We start from the raw sequence: 21,165 nt of genomic DNA, 5'->3' as shown, positions 1-21,165 counted from the left end.
AAACAGGCATTTGCGGACTAATGAGAACGGGTCCACAAAATCGGTAATGAGTAGTAACGGCCATCACGCCCGTTGTGCATAAGCAATTCGCGAAAAGGACATAACCGCCGAATACGGGACCACGCCCGCAGGCATTTGCACCCCGACCGCGACCCTTGCTATACAGGCAAACAAAGCGCCGACACTGCGGCCGTAACAATAAAAACAAAACACAGGACTCGACTCGTGACGTTCATTTCCTACGCACAGAACTTCGAAGACATCCGCCTGTGGCGCGCCCTCAGAAACGTCGAAAATGGCTTCTACATCGATGTAGGCGCCAACGACCCCGTCCACGACTCGGTCACCAAGGCTTTTTATGACCACGGCTGGACCGGCATCAACGTCGAGCCCGTCGCCAATTACCACCAGGCCCTGTGCGACCAACGCCCCAAAGACACCAACCTGCAATGCGTCGCCGGCGAAAACGCCCAGGACCTGACGTTCTACAGCATCGCCGACACCGGCCTGTCGACACTGGAACCCACCGTAGCCCAACAGCGCAAAGACGCCGGCATGGACGTGCGCAGCCACACCGTGCAATCGCGCACCCTGACCGCCATCTGCGAACAACACGCCCAAGGCAAGCCCATCCACTTCCTGAAAATCGACGTCGAAGGCCACGAAGAAACCGTGCTGCGCGGCATGGACTTCAGCCAGTGGCGCCCCTGGATCATCCTCATCGAGACCCCGTGGGAGCGCAACCAGACCTGGGAAACCCTGCTCATCGACGCCGGCTACCAGTCCATCCTCTTCGACGGCCTCAACACCTACTACCTCGCCGAAGAACACCTGAACCTCAAACCCGCCTTCGACATCCCGCCCTGCAACCTGGACAACTTCCAGCTCTGCCGCGGCCACACATTCAGCCACCCCCTCAGCGACGCCGACCAACACCTCGCCGCCGCTCTACAACGCGCCGAACAGGCCGAAGCGCAACTGCACGCCATCCAAAACAGCCGCACCTGGAAAGCCCTGCACAAACTCCGAACAGCACTGCGCCGCGCCTGACCCAAGGCCCGCGCAAAAATAGTCTGAATTCAGGGGTTTACAGAACCATTCCAATCGCTATAATCGTCGCCCAACACGCCGGTATAGCTCAGTTGGTAGAGCAACTGACTTGTAATCAGTAGGTCCCGGGTTCGACTCCTGGTGCCGGCACCATATCAAGCTCCATCGCGTTCCACTGAATGCCTTGGAAGCCCCTAAAACCCGCCCTTTGGCGGGTTTTTTCGTTCCGGGACCCTCCGTCGGGATCCAACAAAATACCCCATCCCCGGGGGTATTTTTAGGGTACAGCGTCTTGCCTGCATGGAGAACGTACCCTTATGCCACGTCTAGCCGTTCCTCTCAGCGACCTCAAATGCCGTACGGCGAAACCTCGCGAACGCGCCTACAAGCTGTTCGACGGTGGCGGCATGTACCTCTTCGTGAAACCCAATGGCGTGAAACGTGGCGATTACGCTACTTCAAGCCCAGCTGCAAGGAAGGCACGCTGATCATCGGCAACTACCCCGTCATCTCCCTGGCCGTCGCGAGGACCAAGCGCGATGAAGCCAAGGCCCTGTTGATCGACAACCTAGACCCGATGGAAGAGAAGAAGAAAGCGAAGCTAGCTGCTCAACGAGCTTCCCTGCTTTTCGAAACCGTCGCCCTGGAGTGGCACGCCGAAATGTCTCGGCGCTGGACGGAGGGACACGCCAAGACCGTCATGAGTCGATTGCGCACCCACGTCTTCCCCTTGATAGGCCAACGCCCCATCGCTGAACTCGATACTCATGATCTGCTCGAGGTCACTCTGCGTATCAAAGAACGCGGCACCATGGACGTTGCTCTGCGCGTACAAAATTATCTCTCCACGATCATGCGGGGCGCGAAGCGGGCGCGGCATATCAGCCAAAATCCGGCGCTCGATCTGGCAGGGTCGATTCATGCCCCGCGTACCGTGCACCGCCCTGCCCTCTGACTCAACCGCCTCCCCGAACTACTAGACCGGATCGACAACTACAATGGCCGTGAGCTAACCAAGCTGGCTGTACTGCTGACGCTGAACGTGTTCGTGCGCTCCAGCGAACTGCGCTTTGCGCGCTGGGATGAGTTCGACCTGCAAAGGGCGATGTGGGAAATTCCTGACACCCGCAAGCCCATCGACGGCGTACGCAATTCCACCCGTGGCACCAAGATGAGCGGAGACATACAGATGGTGCCGCTCTCTCCCCAAGTCATTGCGATCCTTGAACGGCTGCGCGGCTTGAGTCGCTTCTCCGAACTGGTGTTGCCCGGTGACCACAAGTACTGGAAGCCAATGTCAGAGAACACGGTTAATCAGGTACTGCGCAACGTCGGCTACGACACATCCAAGGAAGTATGCGGGCATGGATTCAGGACCATGGCCTGTAGCGCCTTGCTGGAATCAGGGCTGTGGACAGACGCGGCTATTGAGCGGCAGATGAGCCACAAGGAACGCAATCGCGTGCGCGCCGCCTATATCCACAAGGCCGAATTTCTGGAGCAGCGTCGGCTGATCATGGCGTGGTGGAGCAATTACATCGATGCCAACAGATCGGGGCATGTCACACCACATGAGTTCGCCCATCCAGCTGGCGACAACATCACCCCCTTGCCAAGTGGGCGTGGCGCATTCAATCGTCGGTGAACCCTCCAGAACACCGTTGGCCGCTCTTTAATTTGGGTCCATCCAAACAGGGCTGCAAAGCCGCCCTGTTTGGATGGACCTCGCTTTGCAAAGCTAAAAGCCGACACAAATCCTTTGGATACCAATGATTTCCACCGGTGGATAATTTCATGCACAGCTCCAGAGGCCACGAGGAATGGGGCGTTGACCAAAATTATCCACAGGCGTAGAACTGTTGTTGCAAATGCTGTCGTTGACAGCACCCTAGGTGACCCGAGCCTTCAAGGTCACGCCGCTCCCGCGGTGGTTCTCCCCAAGGGCGATTCGCATCCGGCAGCTCACCCGGTCACTACCCATGTGATGGATGCTCTTACACATACGGCGCTCGTGCGCCAATACACCGTACCCAGCTGCCCTGCAGCAACCTATCCGCTTGGCCGACTATTGCGCCAACCTGTGCCCGTCTCTTTCTGTGGAAAGAGACGGGCACTTCTACCACTGCTGCAGCCCTTATCGCACATGGCTTTGCGGCAATCCCCCTCGTGACAATCGGCGTGACAAACGCCGATGTCACCAGCAACAGCCATGTAGATGATGGTGCCGCAGACCAGGGAATGGACTGCACCTGACTGACAGTCAGGCATGCCCCGGTCATCGCATTGCTGCGTTCACCCGGCTCAGGATCTTCAGGCGCTGGTTTAGTCAGCCAGCGCTGCCTCCACCCGCCCACCGGCAACGGTGTTAAGGAGGCTAGATCATGAGATGCCCTTGCTCCCGGACGTAAGGAGCCGCCAGTCCCGCGTAGTGGACATTCCCCACAGGTCGCAGGGGCCTTGATCCCTGATAACACTCAACATTCTTGGCGGGATGACGTGGGGCGAGGATCGTAGAACGGTAGATGAGGTGACCGACTTGGCATTGGTGGGTAGACGCGACGGCCGTAATTTCGGCTACGGCAGGCAATTGAGCTATGCAGGGCCGCAGGCACTGAAAGACATGTTCGGCGGTGGCCACTACGGTACGGTCAAGGCGCACAGTGGTCGATGGCAGGCATTCGTGAAGTGGTGCCGCTCAGAACAGGGGCCGGGTATCAATGATGCGCGGCAGATTGATCGGAAGGTGTTGGCGGACTATGCGGCGTACCTACGCGACGTGGTTAGCCGCGGTGACCTTGCTGTCAGCACCGCACAAAACCGCCTATCCAGCGTTAACAGGACCATGGCAGCGCTTCGCGGTGATCAGTACGTGACATTGCCCAGTCCGAGCAAGGCGTTGGGTATGCAGCGCACCGGGGTTCGACAGTCGGTGCCGCAGGGCCAAGACCGCGAACAGGTTAGCAGATCGTCGATGTGCTTTGCCGCCATCATCAACTGCGGGCCGCCACGATCGTTCTGTTGGCGCGAGCCACCGGCATGCGCTTGCGTGAGGCCATCCTAGCCGACTTGCCACGGCTGAGCCTTGAGGCTAACGGCCTAGGCAGGATCAACATCCAGGATGGCACCAAAGGCGGCCGAGCTGGCGCCTCAGCGCCACGATGGATTGCGGTGGACCACCATATTCAAGACGCACTTGGGTTTGCACGGCAGGTGTCGCCTAGTGGTAGCCGTAGCCTGATTGCGCCAGACGAAAGCTATCTGAATGTTCTGCAGGAAATCATCCGCCCAGCACGGGACATCCTGCATGCGCACAACCTCAAAGGCTTTCATGAGCTAAGGGCGGCGTACGCATGTGAACGCTATGAGCAAATCACCCAACACCCCGCGCCTATCAACGGCGGCCAATGTTGCCAGGTAGATGGGAAACTTGATCATGAAGCTCGGAGGCAGATCAGCTATGAGCTGGGGCACGGGCGTATCGATGTGGTCGCGGCCTACATTGGAGGACGCATATGAGTAAGCCATTCGATATGGAACTGTTCTTGGCTGCGGTACTGACGGGATCGTAAGCAACGCGGCAGCGCCATTTACGGCAAGCAAAGCTCATCCAAGCGGAGATATCTGAACGCTGGCAGCTAGAAACACCTTGGGGTTGGAAGAAAAAGCATGTTGTTTGGTTTCTCAACCATCGACTAGCGAGACGATGCAAGGCGACTCGATATTACTACTTGCTAACAGTGCGGCTGCTGGCTCGTCGTTTAGAAAGAGCATGGGTCTTCAAGTGCTAAGAAGATCTGACTTTAACGACCGACCGCAACCGACCCAGGCTGTGTGAAAACTCCCGCAATTGTCTAATCTTCTGATCGTCGAGATCGTAGCGGGGGCGATCATGAAGCGATTTACTGAAGGTGAGGCTCGGACGCAAGTCACCTTGCTGCCGGAGTGTCTGGACGATTACGTAGCCGAAGAAAATCCAGTGCGCGTGGTCGATGTTTTCGTCGATGAACTCGACCTGGGCGCACTTGGTTTTGAGGGCGTCGATCCTGCCGCAACTGGTCGTCCGGCCTATCACCCAGCGGTGTTGCTGAAGATCTATATCTACGGCTGTCTCAATCGGATTCAGTCCAGCCGCCGGCTTGAGCGTGAGGCCGAGCGCAACGTCGAGTTGATGTGGCTAACGGGGCGTTTGGCTCCGGACTTCAAAACCATTGCCGACTTTCGCAAAGACAACGGCAAAGCCATTCGCAGCGTATGCCGCCAGTTCGTAGTTCTTTGCCGCAACCTCAATCTCTTCTCTCAGTCGATCATCGCCATCGACGGCAGCAAATTCAAAGCCGTCAATAATCGCGACCGCAACTTCACTCAGGGCAAGGTGAAGGCACGCATGCAGCAGATCGAGCAGAGCATTGATCGCTATCTGGCGGCGATGGATTCGGCGGATCGGGCAACGCCCGAAGTGGCCGAGGCCAAAGCAGAGCGGCTTAAAGAAAAGATAGAAACACTGAAAAAGCAGATGCAGAAACTCAAGGACATCGAGGTGCAGCTCCACGGAAGTCCAGACCAGCAGATCTCCCTCACAGACCCAGATGCACGCTCAATGGCCACGAGCGGCCGAGGCACCGGAACGGTTGGCTACAACGTACAAACAGCTGTCGACGACAAACACCATCTGATCATTGCCCATGAGGTGACCAACGTTGGTAATGATCGTGGGCAACTGAGCAATATGGCGAACCAGGCGCGTGAAGAAATCGAGGCTGAATCGCTAACGGTGGTAGCCGACCGAGGCTATTACAAAGGTCTGGAAATCCTTGCTTGCGAGCAAGCCGGCCTCACTACCTACGTACCGAAACCCCTCACATCTGGCAGCAAAGCCGAAGGCAGATTCGGCAAGCAGGATTTCATCTATCTTATTGCGTCGGACGAGTATCGATGCCCTGCGGGGCAGTTACTGACCCGGCGGCATTCGTCGATGGAAGACGGCATGTTATTGCATTGTTGCTACTTCTCGGGCTGCCAGTCCTGCTCAATGCAAAAGCAATGTACGACGGGAAAGGAGCGCCGTCTGAAGCGCTGGGAACATGAAGCTGTAGTCGACGCGATGCAGGTTCGGCTAGAACATGATCCAGCGATGATGAGGGTTCGTCGACAGACCGTTGAACATCCTTTTGGAACGCTCAAGTACTGGATGGGAAGTACCCACTTCCTGACCAAAACCCTGCCGAGGGTGAGCACTGAGATGAGCCTTCATGTGCTCGCCTACAACCTCAAACGAATGATGAGCATCTTCGGCATCGCAGGACTGCTTGAGGCGATCAGGGCGTGAATCCAGCCGTTTGGCTCGCCAGTTAGTAGCCGTTTGGGCCGCTGACGCGGCCCAAACGGCATTACGAACGTCTATGTCACTGACTAAGCTAATTCGCGCTTCCGCCCGCTGATTCCACAGGCAACCCTCGCAACTTTCAGTTTTCGACGTATTTAGTGCGTTTTCACACAGCCTGGACCCATAGCGGACATTAACGGGAGGATCTCTATACCTAGCGACGGCGGGCATATCGACCATCATCTCTGATGACTGGGCCATTGCTCAACAACGTTTTTCGCGATCCAACCGTTCATCAATCACTCGATCGTCAAGCGCGATAGCTTAGAAAAGCGCACGAAGGATGTCGGCGTCGACAACGCGACGCTCTATCGGTGGATCGACCGGTTTCGTAATTGGCATGAGGTGCTAGCGCTGATTCCCCGTGAAAGCTGGTACCGCTGATCTCGACCCAAGTGCGTGAGCAGGACGATCAATCTGAAAACAATGTTTTATTGTTATGTCATAACATATTTATCATGTGACGCCGCCTGAATCTATGGAGCTTGCCCTCCAGTGGTTGCATAGCCCTAGCGTCAAATCGACCCTTGCTTACCACAGATCAGTACCGCCGCAGGCCATAGCTTGCGGACATTAGAAGCTTTTATGAAAACCGCTTCAACCTCATTCGCTTTTCTCACAGCCCTGGCCGCCCCGACCTTTCGGCTTCACAACCTGGGAACTCGACCATCGCCCTAGGCGAATTGAGCGCTTCAGGTCAGGCCGGCGTAGCACTTCACACCGAGAATGTACTGACATCCGTCGATGTGCTGGGCGAGGATCAGGTTGAGGGAAAAAACGTGATGAATAGCTGGCAGTTGCTGGGCCAGATGCCTGGTATCCAACTAGCGGAGACAGGCCGGGGGGCCGAGTCGGGTACCCCCAAGCTTGCGAGCAGTGCCTTGCTTAGCTCAGCAAGCACGCAAAGCAAGGCTTGCCAAAAATACTGTATGCACAAACAGTAAATACCCATGACGTGGATGACCCGCGAGAGGGCCCGGCAGCCCACTTCCGCAAACCTGGAGGAAAGCGTAAAACCGCTGGATGGCATTTTGCTTCCACCCGTGTAGCTGTATAATTTTCACCACCGCCACAGAATCACCGGCGATCGAGAAGTTCAAATTATTCCAAATAATCTGAACCTCAAGGAAATTATATAACTGCTTTAATATTTAAGTGATACCTCCAATGCCGATGCGGAAAAGGATTGCCCAGCTACTCAAAGGAAACCCAGGGCTGAAAGCTCGCGATATTGCGAAAGCTCTGGAGTGCGACCGGAAAGAGGTAACTAAATGCTTATACGACCATCTAGATGTTTTTGTCCAGGATGATAATTTCGTATGGCAGCTAAAGAAGGATGCAAGTTTTGTTTTGGAGTTTACCTCTACAGGGACATGGATAACCCAAGAACACTTTGAGAAGTCACTCTTAAAGTCCGGATCACCGCTAGATGCTATTCATGGGCATGTAGTATTAAAAATTCAGAAGGAACGAAAAGTCCTTCTTTGTGCAGCCGCGCGAATCCTAGCGCTTGCCAATCAACTGATTTTTTCAAAAAAAACAGTTGAGATTGATTTCACAGAGAACAAATCGACGCTCTCTTACTTGAATCGGTCGGGCTTTATCGATCGGCTGGATCGGGCGGTTAAAGTTCTTCCTCGCCGACCGCCTACCTCGGCAGCCCAACAGTACAAAGCCAATAATGCTGGATTGGTAGAGCTGCTAGAGATCAAGCCTAGCAACAGCGATAACCCAGCGAATGAGAGCGTACCTGAGAGTATCAAGCACAGCTTCGTCGAGGCGTTTGGCGAGCAACATGCCAATAAGCTGTTTACCCTCGTCAGCGAGTTTGTGGGCAATGTAGAGGAACACTCAGACACCCAAATACCTGGGTTTGCTGGGCTACAAAGCTACAGACGTAACGGTTCAACGTGCCTGGTGGCGGTGATTTCGGATTCAGGCAAAGGTATCTGCGCGACACTACGCCCTGCGCTTGATGTGCATTTTCCTGAGATAGCCAACCAGTTCCCAGGCTCGCAAAAAATCTCAGACCCTATGTTGATTATTCATGCGATGAGATATAGAGGGCTGAGCAGACTGGGCAAAGGCAGGGGTGCCGGCTTGAATGCTAGCCAATATCAAGCGGAGAAGTTGAATGCTACGATTAAAATTAGGCAGCAAAATTTTTCTGTAGCGCTTACTTTCAAAAATCATAGCCTTTATGGTCATGAGTGGTCCTTAGACTTACCGAAACTTTCGGGAACACATGTTGTCTTTGAATTCACCCTTGACATTTAAATTCACTCTTGACATTTAAGATATTTCTGGTTAAACTGAAGATATGAACGAGAATATTAGCATTATAGACCTTCGGGATTTCACGGACGGAAGCAACCCCTACGGCACAGCTAGGGGTAGGAAGGCTCATGCTGAATTAATTGATTTTATTGATTCAAAGATAAAATCAAAAACAATTGGTATATCCCTCAAGAGAATTGAAGGCGCTGATGTTTCCTTTCTCCGTGAATGTTTAATCTACACTTTTAAACGATACGCTAAACAGATAGCGTTTTTCGTTAGAGATATTGCAGATGAAGACATAATCGATAATCTAAATGGTGCAGCTTTATCAGGTGACTACATAGTTACGTGCTGGACCAGCAACAAATGCTTCTTCGTCGGCCCTAAGCCATCCGAGTCCAGCAGAGCCCTTCTGGACGCCGTTACCCAAAAGCGATCAGCGACCACTGTCCAAATCGCCCAAGCTCTAGATATGAGTGTTCAGAACGCTAGCACCCGCCTCAAACGCCTATCCGAGGACGGCTTCTTGGTGAGAGCTGAGATGACCGCTGAAAGCGGCGGGAAAGAGTTCGTCTACCACGTGATTGGCAATTCTGCTTAAATGGGTTGCTTTATCGAGAAAAGGAGGTATGCTCTTGGCATGTCTCCTTTTTTTTGGATTCTGGTTAAACCTGATCATTGATCGAGACGGGTACGGTGACCAGGAGGACCCCGCATGAAAGCGCACTACGAGATTCACGAGTCGAAAAATGGCGAAATGCGCTTTCAGCTCAAAGACGCCAAAGGAATGGTGATCCTCTCCAGCACCGTGTACACCAGTCGGGCCAGCTGCGGTAAGGGAATTGAGTCCTGTCGTGAGCACTCTCCATTCGACCGGTTCTACAGCAGGAGCGAGACAGGGGAGCATTCATTTAGCTTGAGGTCGTCCAACAACAGGATCATCGGCCACGGAGGCAAGCAAGCCACCGCTAATGATCGGGACGCAGTGATTTCAGCAGTTAAGAAATATGCGCCGACAGCGCAAATCGTCAACTACAGCGAAGAAGGAGAGGAAAAATGTAAAGCCACCTGACCGAAGAAAAACTTCGTAGATGAGATACCGGAAAGCGAGTGCAATCGCCGTACGGTGGAGTGGAATGCTTCAAGCGAACAACAGTATTCCCATGTTCCGCACATCAGTCAAGCATCGACTGCAGAACTTCTCAGCTACGGCAATGAACTGGATCGCCCCTCGGCGACCCGAAGCCGCTATGCGCGGAATTCAAAGGAAATACTGAAATATGAACACTGAAAATCAGCATCATCAACACCATATCACCGTTCAAATTGCTGGCGATGACCTGCAGTTCCGTCCGGTTCATCTGGAAGATCGCACTCCCACTGGAGCGCAAATTGCGGCGGCGGCAGGCTTCACGCCTGATCAATTGCCGGTCATCCTCCAACTGCTGCCCTCGGGGGCTCTCGAAGACATTCGCCCGGACGAGATCGCCAAGATCACTGATGGCCTGAACCGTTTCATCGTGGTCGAGTCGGATCGGAAATACCTTCTGACCGTGGATGGCGCCCGATTTGAATGGCCATGTCACCATATCTCCGGTCAAACCATCCGCATCCTGGCAGACATCGCAGACAACAAGCGGCTGCTGCTCGAACGTGAAGACGAAGCTGACAAAGATATCGAGAACAACGAGTTCGTTGACTTGGACGAGCCGGGGGTCGAGCGCTTCATCACCCGTAAAGCCATCTGGAAGCTGAATGTCCAGGGTGTGGTTTACGAGTTCGAGACGCACACGGTGAGCGTTCGTGAGGCCATGATCAAAGCCAAACTCGACACGAACCAAGCCTGGCAGATCTTCCTCATGGTCAGTGACCAGCCGAAGAAGGAGCTCACCATCAATGACGTGATCGATCTGCGCGCCCCAGGTATCGAAAAGCTTCGGTTGACTCAAAAGGACGTGAGTAACGGCGAGGTCCCGCAGGTACCACGCCGTGAGTTCAGTCTGCTGCCACAGGACGAGCAGTATCTAAACGCGGCGGGCCATCAATGGGAAACCCGCTTGAACACTGACGGTGGTCGCTGGCTGGTGATCAACGACTACCAACTTCCTCCTGGTTACTCCCACGCAGTGGTTCAGCTGGCACTGAACGTGCCGGCTGGCTATCCAGCCGCCATGCTCGACATGTTCTACGTCCATCCAGCAGTGCGACTGGCGAACGGGGCAGAGATCGCTCAGACCCAAGTGGTGGGCCACATCGATGGCGTCACGTTCCAAGGCTGGTCGCGTCACCGGGCTTGGAATCCGGCAACGGACAACATCACCACCCAACTCGCGATGGCAGACGGTTGCATCATGAAGGAGGTAGGCCTGTGAAAGCCCATTCTCGTCTGGTGCTGACGGACGAGATCCATACCTCGCTTCGGGAACACCTGTTCCCGGGCGACGGTAAGGAAGCCGCAGCCATCCTCATTTGCACTCGCTCGCCTGGCAGCAACCTGAAACTTCTCAGCCAAGAGCTGATTTTGGTACCGCACAAGGAGTGCTCAGTCCGTACTCCTGACTCACTCACCTGGCCAGGCAAGTACCTAGAGGACGCCATCGATAGAGCGCTCGTGGGGGCGCGCTCAATCATTTTGATCCACTCCCATCCTGGCGGTTTGTACGAGTTTTCTTGGGTCGACGATGCGAGCGATGCCGGCACTATGGTTTCGCTAGCTCAGGGGGTGGAGTCCATTCACGGCTCGGCCATCATGGTGCCGTGCGGAGCTATGCGCGCGCGCATTTATCATCCTGACCAAACGTGCGAAGGCATTGAGCTGGTCACGGTCCCCGGAGACACGATCCTTTTCTGGTCGATCGACGCGGAAGAGCACCTGACGCCTCCTATGGCATTTACTTCGCAGATGACCCACGCACTCCAGCGACTGACGGTCGCGGTGATTGGGGTCTCAGGCACCGGCTCGATCGTCGCGGAGCAAGTGACCCGCTTGGGGTTTGGCAAAGTCATCCTGGTTGATCATGACCATGTTGAAGAGAAAAACCTCAATCGTATCCTCAACTCGACTATCGCCGATGCCCAGTCAAAACGCCCTAAAGTTGAGATGTTTGCAGAGGCCATCGAGCGGATCCGTGGCCCCAACGTCGCCGAGCCAATTAACAACTCGGTGCTCTCGCGCGAAGCTGTTTTAGCGGTTGCTAACGCTGATGTCATTTTTTGCTGCGTCGATACGCACCAAGGCCGGATGATCTGTGATCTGATGGCATCAAGCTTCCTAACGCCATTGTTCGACGTAGGGGTAAAAATTCCTACCCGTCCCACCGAGTCAGATGGAAGAGCAATTCACGACGTTCAGGGGCGAATTGACTACGTCAAGCCAGGCGGCGCCACACTGGCCGACCGTAAAATCTACACCCCAGACTCGCTCTACGCTGAGGCACTGCGGAGCACTAACCCCGACGCACATCGTGATCAAGTGGAGCATGGCTACATCTCCGGTGTTCAGGAGGAAGCCCCTTCTGTGATCACGCTGAACATGCGAGCAGCCAGTGCTTGCGTGAACGAGTTCATTGCCCGGGCGTTCCCGTTTCGCGAAGAACACAACTCCAAATATGCCCAAACAAATTTCACGCTGTCTGGGTGCCTGGAGGACTTCGAACACGAGGACTCATTCAGAAAAGCGCCTAACCCTAAACTGGCGCAAGGAGGGAAAGAACCCCTTCTGGGGCTGCCTGACCTCGGAGTACGGCCATGACCTTCTTCCGAAATCTGCTAGCCAACACACTGCTCTGGCTTGAGCCATACCTCCCTCCTCGAAGACTGATCGTCGTCAAGGGAGATTCTCTTCCGGTCAAGATGCCAATTCGCTCGCTCGTACTTGCCAGGGACGGCAGAGAAGACTGGTGCATCGGTTTTCGATGCCCATGTGGCTGCGGCCGAACCATTGAACTGCTTGTGATTGAGGAGGCCAATCCTCGCTGGAGTTACACGTTGAATCCAGCTGGCCAGCCGTCCCTTCATCCGTCCGTATGGTTGAACAATGGTTGCCGGTCTCATTTCTGGGTCAAAGACGGCCGCATCAAATGGGTGTGATCGCCCTCACGAGTAAAAACTAACGAATGGACGAGGTTAGACCATGACCATACACATGAGCGGCTTGGAAAAACTGGGTAAAAGCATGCAAGCCCAAAACCTGGACATCCAAAAATTCAGGTTCAAAACCGGGGCAGTGGAGTTTGACTGCTTATTTTCCATGCGAGGAGACTACGAGCTTTCACTGACGACACGTGGCGCGAATCCGAGTTTTTTCCTGTTCCCCATCACGAAAACATTTCAGATGGCGACCTATCTCAAAGGAGAAAATTCGAACTTGGTAAATGTGCTGCGCGCACATGGCCTCTCAATGAAGGGCTTCAGCAGCACACAGTTTTTCAAGGACTTGGACAAAATCGTCCCAAGCGTCGCCCATACGAACAATGTACCGACGACATCCGAAATCCTTCAGTTGCGACATGACATGGAGGAGCGGGATCGGCCATTCTTTGACACGTGGATACCTTGGACAACTGGAGGCCCATCCGCTAAGAACAAGAAAAAAACGTTACTGCTGCTGGGTCCTGCTGCCCTCATCTATAGCGAGAAAAACAGCGCATCGTCGAGATGGAGCTCCGTCGAGCCTGATCGGTAGTGCCAATAGACAACGCTATAGACACGAAGGCTGCCGACAAGATCATTTTCAGCGGAGACGCTCTGTGAAAAGCCACACTGCGGGCCCTCATGAAGCACTGTCATAGTTACGGCGACGACTCTGACGGTCATCATAAAGCCCCTTTCGCTTGGGGCTTTACCACTTGGCATCCGCTAACTTAACCCTGATCAGTACCGTAATTCTGAGGTATCGAGAGTGGGAAGGGCAGCTTCGAGACACTTTGTGCCCCTCCCCAGCTATTATTCGAAAGCGGTGATCTCACTGAAGCGTTCAAAATGTCTTCAGCAGCAGACGTCCTCTTGCATAGCAGCAATCGATAGGGCCCCAATATTCCCGATTCGATTCCACAGAAGGCCATAGCTAGCTGATTTTTTTATAGATACCCTTTGAGGTACGTCGAAAAATCCACCAAATTCCAGTCCCGCCAAAATCGGGGCCTCACAGCAAACAACCGTTCGTCTGATGCCGCACCAGACAAAACAAAGCCCCTGCAGAAATGCAGGGGCTTTGTTGTTTCTGGGTCGCTTACTTTTAGCCTACACCTGAAACCTCAGGGGCTTGGCTGCTCGGGACTATCCTATGTATGAGGAGATTATCGCACACAGGGAACTGACAGGAGCTGCAGCCGTAAGGCATCCACATACGATGTTTTTTGTAGCTGATCGAACCCGCTTTCGCGGGAGAAAAACATAGCATTAACCAATTCTCAAATGGCGTTATTATTAGCTACAACCTTCAGATTTACGCTTATAACATCACAAAATCAAGGTCGACAAGTCTGCTTTGACCGAGGCAACATTGTTTAAATGTTAAATTTTGAACAAGCTTATAGAAAGACTAGCTCTTACAAAAAGGCATACAAATATAAAATTCTCATAACGCACTAAAAAATCTGGTTTTTCCCAAGGAACTTTTATATATTCATCGCGGGCTTCGGCTCAACACCGCCAACCCACGATTGTGGCGAGGCAAAACCCAAAAGCTTTGGATTATATGCCATGAGCGCAATAATGCTAGAACGGAGACTTTTCTATGAGCACAGCGGTAAAAAAGAAAGAAAGCGATGTACCTAATCAAGCAGCAGAGACGCTGACCAAATACCCTGAGTTGGTACGGGAAATAGCCTCCGATGTGATACTACATCGTAAGCAACCTTCCGAGCACGATGACAGCCCCGTTTACTATAATCCTGATTCAGATACGCGTTATTCTGACCCAGAGAAAAAAGTCGGGGTCATGTATTTGGGCTTCAGTAAGGAAGTTGCGCTTGCCGAGTCCTTCCAGGCCGGCCAAGGCGTAGACGATCAGCCAGTAACCCTCTCCGCACTGGAGAGCAGTTCACTGCATCAGCTGAAGCCAGCTCGTATTTTGAACGTAGTGGACGTAGCCGGTCTGGCAAACCGTGCGACGCACCACAAGCTTCGGGATATCGTTCAGGCTAAGGGACAAGGTAAAGAGGGGTATGCACTAACCCAGGAATTCAGCGGGGCGTGCATGCAGTTGGGTATGAAGATTGATGGGATCCTCTACCCGTCTGCGGTCTACTCTGTTACCGGAACTATGGACGGATGCAATCTTGTTCTCTTCGCAGGACGAGGCACCCAAGTTGAACCTATCGACCATATACCTGTGACAAAGGTTGTGTTGTCGAATGGCGAAACAGCCATAGAGTTTTTGGATAGCCTAGGTGTTGCCCTAGAGTGATGTAAAACCGGGCCTCCAATTGGAGGCTCGGTTCACTGCCCTGACTCAAACGCGTTTATAAAGTCACGTTTGATAATTTCAATGGCTGCGCTGTTATCTAGAAGCTCATAACGAGGTACCACATTCTCAGTCTCGCCAGGATTGGAGTAATCCATTTTGCTGACCAGATGCTGAACCAAAAAGTTCATGGCCTCCGTATTGGCAGGATCAATATTGAGTTCGTTGATTAGTTTTGCAATCACCGGCTTCGTCTTGTTATCAGAAAACTGAAACGACGGGTAGTATTTCCGGCGATTGCTTGTGTTTGTATACGCCAAGACTAATTTAGCTTTAGTCTTTTGACTCAACGCTTGCTTGGATATACCGAGAATATCGTGAGCTTCTTGGGCTGTAAGCAATTCACATCGACTGCTAACTCGCTCAAATGCGCGTGCGCGCATATTAGCCACGGCCTTTTGATTGCGCGTTTCGATGCTCAGATTCTTATCAGAGTCCACTTTAGAGACTGCGGTAAAGGCTTTTTCATCCGGGAGGGCAACAGCCTTCAACACAACGGATTCCGGAGCAGAATCGAGTCTTATCTCAAAGCGCCTGCGCAATTCTGCCTTGGCCGCTTCGACGGTGAACTGAGTTATCTCGTGGGTTGCTACTGACATGGTCTCTCCTGGTCTTTCGGTCTTTCGGTCTTTCGGTCTTTCGGTCTTTCGGTCTTTCGGTCTTTCGGTCTTTCGGTCTTTCAGGTCTTGCTCGTGTGCGGTGATTCTGGTGTGCGGTGTATTTGAGGATCAGGCTACCAGGAGGCGCCACTCTTGTCAATCTGTCAATTTGTCCGATCGTCTACTTGTCTACTTGTCGACTCATATGCCGGTACGAAAGGCAGTGTCTTTCAGTCATAGGTAATCCGAATAGCTACTGATCCCAACGATAGAGACTCAGGGACTACAGTTGTAGTAGGTAAGAGACTGCAACTCTCAGCAATACCGTCCTTAAGACCGACATGGGTGGAGAACGGAAATGCGCATTTTGCTGATTGATGACATGGCATTTTGAGAGCGGGTGTCCGCAGCCTCATTCAGGGTGGGGGTTCATCCAGGTGCCGCGGTGTTTGAAGCCTCTTGCAAGGAGGAAGTACTTGATCATGTTCGCGCAAAAATTTTCGACGTGATCTTTCTGGACTTGTGCATCCCCACATCCAGCTACAGCGATGAGTTGAGTGCTGAGCATGGATTGAGCTTGCTGTCCTTGTTCAAAGGCAGCCGAGAAGAGCCGCAGGACGACGACCTGGCCAAAAGGATTACCGCACCCGTGATAGTGATGTATGGGGAGTCAGAACGACGCTTTGTCGATGATGTGATGCGCCGCAGCGCCTCGTCCTTTGTGCCCAAAAGCGCGTCGCACGAGGTCATGCTTGAAGCAATACAGCGAGCGCTTCACGGTGGGGTCTACCTACCCAGCGCCACGATCGGAAAGGGAGGGATCGACCCTGATCCTGTCATAGACCTGCGCCCAGCAGATGTTGCCGCGATTTCTCATAAAGACCTGGGCATTACGCAGAGAGAATTTGTCGTTCTGCGCTTAGCCCTACAGGGCAACGCACCGTGGAAAATCGCTGCAATCCTAGAAATCAATCCAGTCAATGTAAGGCAGTATTCGAGCAAGCTGTATGGAAAATTTGGTGTCGTTGACCTCTCTATCGCCTGCAAGGGGTGATGCGAAGCGCTGCATAGCGCGGTTGAAGAAGAACCAGGGTTAAGTAGCGCATCTGGGTTGCTGCACAAATTACGTCTTAGTAGCTGGGGAATCTACTGATCGCCTCCGGCCGAGAACTACGTTTCGCCAATCTCGGTTTTGGGATCTTAGCGGTCTTATCAAGGCCATCGATGAGCCAAAAGGAGCGCAGATGACCTTATCCAGCGGATTTCAGAAGTCAGTCCAAAGTTGTCGGTGGTTGCAGGGGGAGGAACGCTCGCGATACCCTGACGCCGTCGCTGCCAATTCAGCGACCGGGCTTGGTAACCCGAGGTAAATCACTGCGCAACAGTGCTATGCGTTCGCAGGCGCTTTTTTTTCGCCTGCGACATGCGTTATGGCGGCTGTGCGTGGGACGTCTTCGGACGTGCCGGTTTCCTTGATTTCCCGGTTTACCAACCTGCGCACAGCTGTCACCCATTCGCTTGGTAACGAATTGTGGCAGCTCTTCAAATTAAGGAGCTTCACTATGCGCAGCAAAAATCCGTTCGAAACTTGGCTTTCCCCTTTACGCGGCTCCCGGTTGCGTGACGTCCCACCATATGCCCTCCTCCACTGCATCTCCATCAACGGAGGTGGCAAATGACCGACAATCCCGAACTCAAAACCATCGGCTTCACCCCCGCGATCTACCTCGGTAATCAAGCGATGTTTCACGTCATTGGTGGTGTGCCCATTACCGATGCGTTATCGATGGCTTCGGATTTTCTTTGCCTTGCCAAGTCGCTGACTGAGGATGCGGCTTATGCGAAGGACAATGGGCGGCATGCTTGGGCTGCGCATTATCTGGTGGCTATGGGTAAGGCGTTGGTTGATGATTCGGTGAAGGTTTTGATGCGAGAGCGAGGGGGTTCTGGGGGTTAGTCGAAGGTGGGCTTGCGATGGTGCTGGGTCATTTGGGTTTGTAGTGGATGATCTGGCGCTATCGCGGGCAAGCCTTGCTCCCACAGGGGTAGTTCTCACAGAGTAATTTCCCACAGGAGGTCTTCCACAGGGGGTCATCCAAATCGGGCCTTCTGCAGCGGGGCTCCTGCTGATTCGGGGTCGATCGCGAATGATGCCTGGACCGATCGTTTTCGGGGAATTGCACCCGCTCAGAGCAGATGCTCGCTCAGGCGATTTAAAGTGAACAGGCCATCGAAGTTCGCTTTTGGCCGACTGATGCCCTGGGCGATGGGCAGTAAACAGCCAAAAGCGAACGGTGCGTAAATAATGTCTGCGGCGCTCGGCTTAAAACGCAAAGCATATCCCCGGGGTCTACCAAAACAGCCCCTCGCCGACGATTAGTGGATCCCCAAAAGACAAAAATCCAATCCGACCGATAATCGAACACTTTCAATAACAAGATAAAGTATTGATTTAAAAAAGTTTTATTCGTAGTTTAAAAATTTACAGATAACATTTTTCTGAAACCCACTTCTCAATGGATCCATAAATTGATTGACTGCCACCACACGGTGTCAGGTACCCCACCTGCCCGCCCATAAAAATAACAAGGGTGTCTGTCGTGATGAGTGACTTCTCAATCTGGCTCAAGCCTTGGCTTGCAGCCCCTTACGTCTGCTATTCCAGCCTTACCTGTGCACAGCCTCGTTTCGAGGGCCGACCATGACCGTCGATCTCAAGAGAGTGGTGGACGAGCGCCCCATGGCGCCATTCCAGTGGCTGGCCGTGGGCATCTGTATTGTCCTGAACATGATTGATGGCTTCGACGTGCTGGTCATGGCCTTCACGGCCTCTTCGGTGTCTGCCGAATGGGGCCTGAACGGTGCGCAGATCGGCCTGTTGTTGAGCGCCGGGCTGTTTGGCATGGCGGCAGGCTCTTTGTTCATTGCCCCGTGGGCGGATCGCTTTGGTCGTCGCCCTTTGATTCTGTTTTGTCTGCTGCTCTCGGGTGTCGGCATGCTGTTGTCAGCGCTGACCCAGACGCCCTTGCAACTCGCGCTAATGCGCGGGCTGACCGGCCTGGGTATTGGCGGGATCCTGGCCAGCAGTAATGTGATTGCCAGTGAGTACGCCAACAAGCGCTGGCGAGGATTGGCGGTGAGCCTGCAGTCCACCGGTTATGCCTTGGGCGCGACGCTTGGCGGCTTGTTGTCGGTGTGGCTGCTGACGCACTTTGGCTGGCGCTCGGTGTTTATCTTCGGTGGCGTGGTGACCCTGGCGGTGATTCCACTGGTGCTGCTGTATTTGCCTGAGTCGCTGGATTTTCTGATCGCCCGCCGTCCCGTCAATGCCTTGGCCCGGATCAATCGTCTGGCCACCCGCCTCGGCCAGCCGGCGCTGGGCGCCCTGCCCCTCGCCATGACAGCGCCAACTTCAGGCCGCGGACGCCTGGCGCAGTTGCTCTCCCCGGCATCGCGGCGCACCACGCTGCTGATCTGGTTGCTGTTCTTCCTGGTGATGTTCGGCTTCTACTTCGTGATGAGCTGGACGCCGAAGCTGCTGGTCGCCGCAGGGCTGTCGGCACAACAAGGTATCAGCGGCGGGGTGTTGCTGAGTGTTGGCGGTATTTTTGGCGCGGCATTGATTGGCGCCATGGCCTCGCGCTGGCGGCTGACTCGGGTGCTGTCGCTGTTCATGTTGGTGACCGCAGGCTTGCTGGTGTTGTTCGTCGGCTCGGCTTCATCGGTGTCAATGGCGCTAGGCCTGGGGCTGTTGATCGGCCTGTTTGCCAACGGCTGTGTGGCGGGCCTGTATGCGTTGTCGCCGATTGTCTATGACGCTTCGGTGCGCGCGACGGGGGTGGGTTGGGGCATCGGTATCGGCCGCATTGGCGCGATTCTTTCGCCTACGGTGGCCGGCCTGTTGCTGGACGGCGGCTGGCAACCCCTGCACCTGTATGGGGTGTTTGCCGTGGTTTTCGTCATCGCCGCTGCTGTGCTTTTGGCACTGCGGCCTGCCGCACAACCACAGCCTGGCACCCAGCTCAGCCAGGCCTGACACCCGTGCAAAGAGGTAGCGGGGTCGGTCCCCGCTACTGACTACATCCTTCAGGAAAACAACAATAATGACGTACCTCTCCTTCCCTCCCCGGGCGCTGCTCGGCGGTGCAATAGCGCTTGCCCTGATTCCTTCGGCGCTGGCTGAAAGCAGCGGTTTTTTCGAGGACTCGAAGACCAGCCTGACGCTGCGAAATTACTATTTCAATCGGGATTTCAACGATCCCGGCGCCAGCAAGAGCAAGATCGAGGAATGGGCCCAGGGCGCGATCCTCAAGTTCAGTTCCGGTTATACCCCGGGTGTGGTCGGCTTTGGCCTGGACGGTATAGCGATGTTTGGCGTCAAGCTCGACAGCGGCCCTCAACGCTCCGGATCGGAGCTGCTGCCGGTGCACGACGATGGTCACGCCGCCGACGACTATGGGCGCGCGGGGGTGGCGGCAAAAATGCGTGTGTCCGACACTGAACTGATGCTCGGCGAGCTCATGCCGGATATTCCGCTGCTGCGCTACGATGACGGGCGCCTGCTGCCACAGACCTTCCAGGGCACCACGCTGGTGTCCCGAGAGCTCCCTGGCCTGAGCCTGCAGGCAGGCCAATACACCGCCGTGAGCCTGCGTAACTCCTCGGACATGCAAGACCTCTCGGCCTGGGCGGCTCCCACCGTCATGTCGGACAGTTTCAACTACGCGGGCGCCGAATACCGTTTCAACGAACAACAAACGCTGATTGGCGCCTGGCACTCGCAACTCGAAGACATCTATCAGCAAAGCTATCTGAACCTGCTGCATAAACAGAAGTTCGGTGACTGGACCTTCGGCGCGAACCTGGGCTACTTCATCGACAAGGACGACGGCAGCGCGCGTATCGGCAACGTGCAAAGCCATACCGCCTACGGGCTGTTCTCGGCCAACCTGGGGGGCCATACCCTGTATCTGGGGCTGCAGAAAGTCAGCGGCGATACCGGCTGGATGTCCGTGTATGGCAGCAGTGGGCGCACCCTGGGCAATGACATGTTCAACGGCAACTTCAGCAACGCCGATGAACGTTCCTGGCAGGCTCGTTATGACTACAACTTCGTCGCCGTGGGTATTCCCGGCCTGCAGCTGATGACCCGCTATGGTCATGGCGACAACGCGACGACCAAGGCTGGCAGCAATGGCAAGGAATGGGAGCGCGACACCGAGCTCAGCTATACCCTGCAAAGTGGCCCGCTGAAGAACCTCAGCCTGCGGGTCAACAACGCCACCAACCGCCGCAGTTTCAACAGTGACTTCGATCAGACCCGTGTGATCGTCAGCTACCCACTGTCACTCTGACCTGCGCCCAGGGGCGCCTGGCGCCCCTGCATC

15 protein-coding genes, 1 tRNA gene and 3 pseudogenes are annotated in these 21,165 nt (G+C 54.4%); 18 read left to right on the top strand and 1 reads right to left on the bottom strand.

From position 1 onward, the window contains the following. Nucleotides 1-225 precede the first annotated feature (225 nt). From HYI44_RS09275 to HYI44_RS09210, 14 genes and pseudogenes are all read left to right on the top strand, one after another. A complete protein-coding gene (locus HYI44_RS09275) occupies nucleotides 226-1,050 on the top strand; it encodes an FkbM family methyltransferase (RefSeq protein ID WP_225569267.1) in 825 nt (274 codons plus the stop codon). Between the two features lie 77 nt (nucleotides 1,051-1,127). Next, nucleotides 1,128-1,203: transfer RNA gene (locus tag HYI44_RS09270), tRNA-Thr, on the top strand. A 164-nt stretch (nucleotides 1,204-1,367) separates the two neighbouring features. Next, nucleotides 1,368-2,695: pseudogene (locus HYI44_RS09265) on the top strand (tyrosine-type recombinase/integrase). Nucleotides 2,696-3,586: 891 nt separating this feature from the next. Further along, nucleotides 3,587-4,566: pseudogene (locus HYI44_RS09260) on the top strand (integrase domain-containing protein). Continuing rightward, nucleotides 4,563-4,838 (top strand): annotated as a pseudogene (locus HYI44_RS09255) (hypothetical protein). Before HYI44_RS09260 ends, HYI44_RS09255 begins: the two co-directional pseudogenes overlap by 4 nt. Nucleotides 4,839-4,939: 101 nt before the next feature. Further along, nucleotides 4,940-6,376 (top strand): IS1182 family transposase, encoded by a 1,437-nt coding sequence (locus tag HYI44_RS09250; RefSeq protein WP_225569266.1) that lies wholly within the window; start codon nucleotides 4,940-4,942, stop codon nucleotides 6,374-6,376. A 1,224-nt stretch (nucleotides 6,377-7,600) separates the two neighbouring features. Next, nucleotides 7,601-8,710 (top strand): ATPase, encoded by a 1,110-nt coding sequence (locus tag HYI44_RS09245; RefSeq protein WP_225569265.1) that lies wholly within the window; start codon nucleotides 7,601-7,603, stop codon nucleotides 8,708-8,710. Between the two features lie 43 nt (nucleotides 8,711-8,753). Beyond that, nucleotides 8,754-9,314 carry a winged helix-turn-helix domain-containing protein gene (locus HYI44_RS09240; RefSeq protein ID WP_225569264.1) on the top strand — a complete coding sequence of 187 codons (561 nt, stop codon included), beginning with the start codon at nucleotides 8,754-8,756 and terminating at the stop codon, nucleotides 9,312-9,314. Nucleotides 9,315-9,428: 114 nt separating this feature from the next. Further along, nucleotides 9,429-9,785, top strand: a complete 357-nt coding sequence (locus tag HYI44_RS09235; protein WP_225569262.1) for a YegP family protein — start codon at nucleotides 9,429-9,431, stop codon at nucleotides 9,783-9,785. 208 nt (nucleotides 9,786-9,993) lie between these two features. After that, entirely contained in the window at nucleotides 9,994-11,085 is a 1,092-nt protein-coding gene (locus HYI44_RS09230) for a multiubiquitin domain-containing protein (protein WP_020299877.1), read from the top strand. Beyond that, on the top strand, nucleotides 11,082-12,464 hold the full coding sequence (locus HYI44_RS09225; RefSeq protein WP_225569261.1) for a ThiF family adenylyltransferase: 1,383 nt from the start codon (nucleotides 11,082-11,084) through the stop codon (nucleotides 12,462-12,464). Before HYI44_RS09230 ends, HYI44_RS09225 begins: the two co-directional genes overlap by 4 nt. Next, nucleotides 12,461-12,802: a DUF6527 family protein gene (locus HYI44_RS09220; RefSeq protein ID WP_084471758.1), complete on the top strand. Its 342-nt coding sequence runs from the start codon at nucleotides 12,461-12,463 to the stop codon at nucleotides 12,800-12,802. Before HYI44_RS09225 ends, HYI44_RS09220 begins: the two co-directional genes overlap by 4 nt. A gap of 43 nt (nucleotides 12,803-12,845) precedes the next feature. Continuing rightward, nucleotides 12,846-13,397, top strand: coding sequence for a DUF6037 family protein (locus tag HYI44_RS09215; RefSeq protein ID WP_225569258.1), 552 nt, complete (start codon nucleotides 12,846-12,848; stop codon nucleotides 13,395-13,397). A gap of 1,053 nt (nucleotides 13,398-14,450) precedes the next feature. Then, nucleotides 14,451-15,122: an RES family NAD+ phosphorylase gene (locus tag HYI44_RS09210; RefSeq protein ID WP_225569257.1), complete on the top strand. Its 672-nt coding sequence runs from the start codon at nucleotides 14,451-14,453 to the stop codon at nucleotides 15,120-15,122. A 32-nt stretch (nucleotides 15,123-15,154) separates the two neighbouring features. Here the strand turns inward: HYI44_RS09210 and HYI44_RS09205 are convergent, their stop codons facing one another. Further along, nucleotides 15,155-15,778 carry a hypothetical protein gene (locus HYI44_RS09205; RefSeq protein ID WP_225569256.1) on the bottom strand — a complete coding sequence of 208 codons (624 nt, stop codon included), beginning with the start codon at nucleotides 15,776-15,778 and terminating at the stop codon, nucleotides 15,155-15,157. Nucleotides 15,779-16,223: 445 nt separating this feature from the next. Between HYI44_RS09205 and HYI44_RS29375 the strand changes: the two genes are divergently transcribed. The 4 genes from HYI44_RS29375 (at nucleotide 16,224) to HYI44_RS09185 (ending at nucleotide 21,132) form a co-directional block, all read left to right on the top strand. Continuing rightward, nucleotides 16,224-16,832, top strand: a complete 609-nt coding sequence (locus HYI44_RS29375) for a LuxR C-terminal-related transcriptional regulator (protein ID WP_225569255.1) — start codon at nucleotides 16,224-16,226, stop codon at nucleotides 16,830-16,832. Between the two features lie 621 nt (nucleotides 16,833-17,453). After that, complete coding sequence (locus HYI44_RS09195) at nucleotides 17,454-17,735, top strand: DUF3077 domain-containing protein (protein WP_225569254.1); 282 nt, start codon at nucleotides 17,454-17,456, stop codon at nucleotides 17,733-17,735. 744 nt (nucleotides 17,736-18,479) lie between these two features. Continuing rightward, the gene (locus HYI44_RS09190; protein WP_225569253.1) at nucleotides 18,480-19,814 is read left to right on the top strand and encodes an MFS transporter; all 1,335 of its coding nucleotides are present in this window, start codon (nucleotides 18,480-18,482) and stop codon (nucleotides 19,812-19,814) included. Between the two features lie 67 nt (nucleotides 19,815-19,881). Next, nucleotides 19,882-21,132 carry an OprD family porin gene (locus HYI44_RS09185; protein ID WP_225569252.1) on the top strand — a complete coding sequence of 417 codons (1,251 nt, stop codon included), beginning with the start codon at nucleotides 19,882-19,884 and terminating at the stop codon, nucleotides 21,130-21,132. Nucleotides 21,133-21,165: the final 33 nt, after the last annotated feature.

The organism is Pseudomonas sp. Y24-6, from assembly GCF_020295325.1.
GTDB lineage: Bacteria > Pseudomonadota > Gammaproteobacteria > Pseudomonadales > Pseudomonadaceae > Aquipseudomonas > Aquipseudomonas gregormendelii.
The sequence above is the reverse complement of the archived record's forward strand: the minus strand, read 5'-3'. Positions and strand labels throughout refer to the sequence as shown.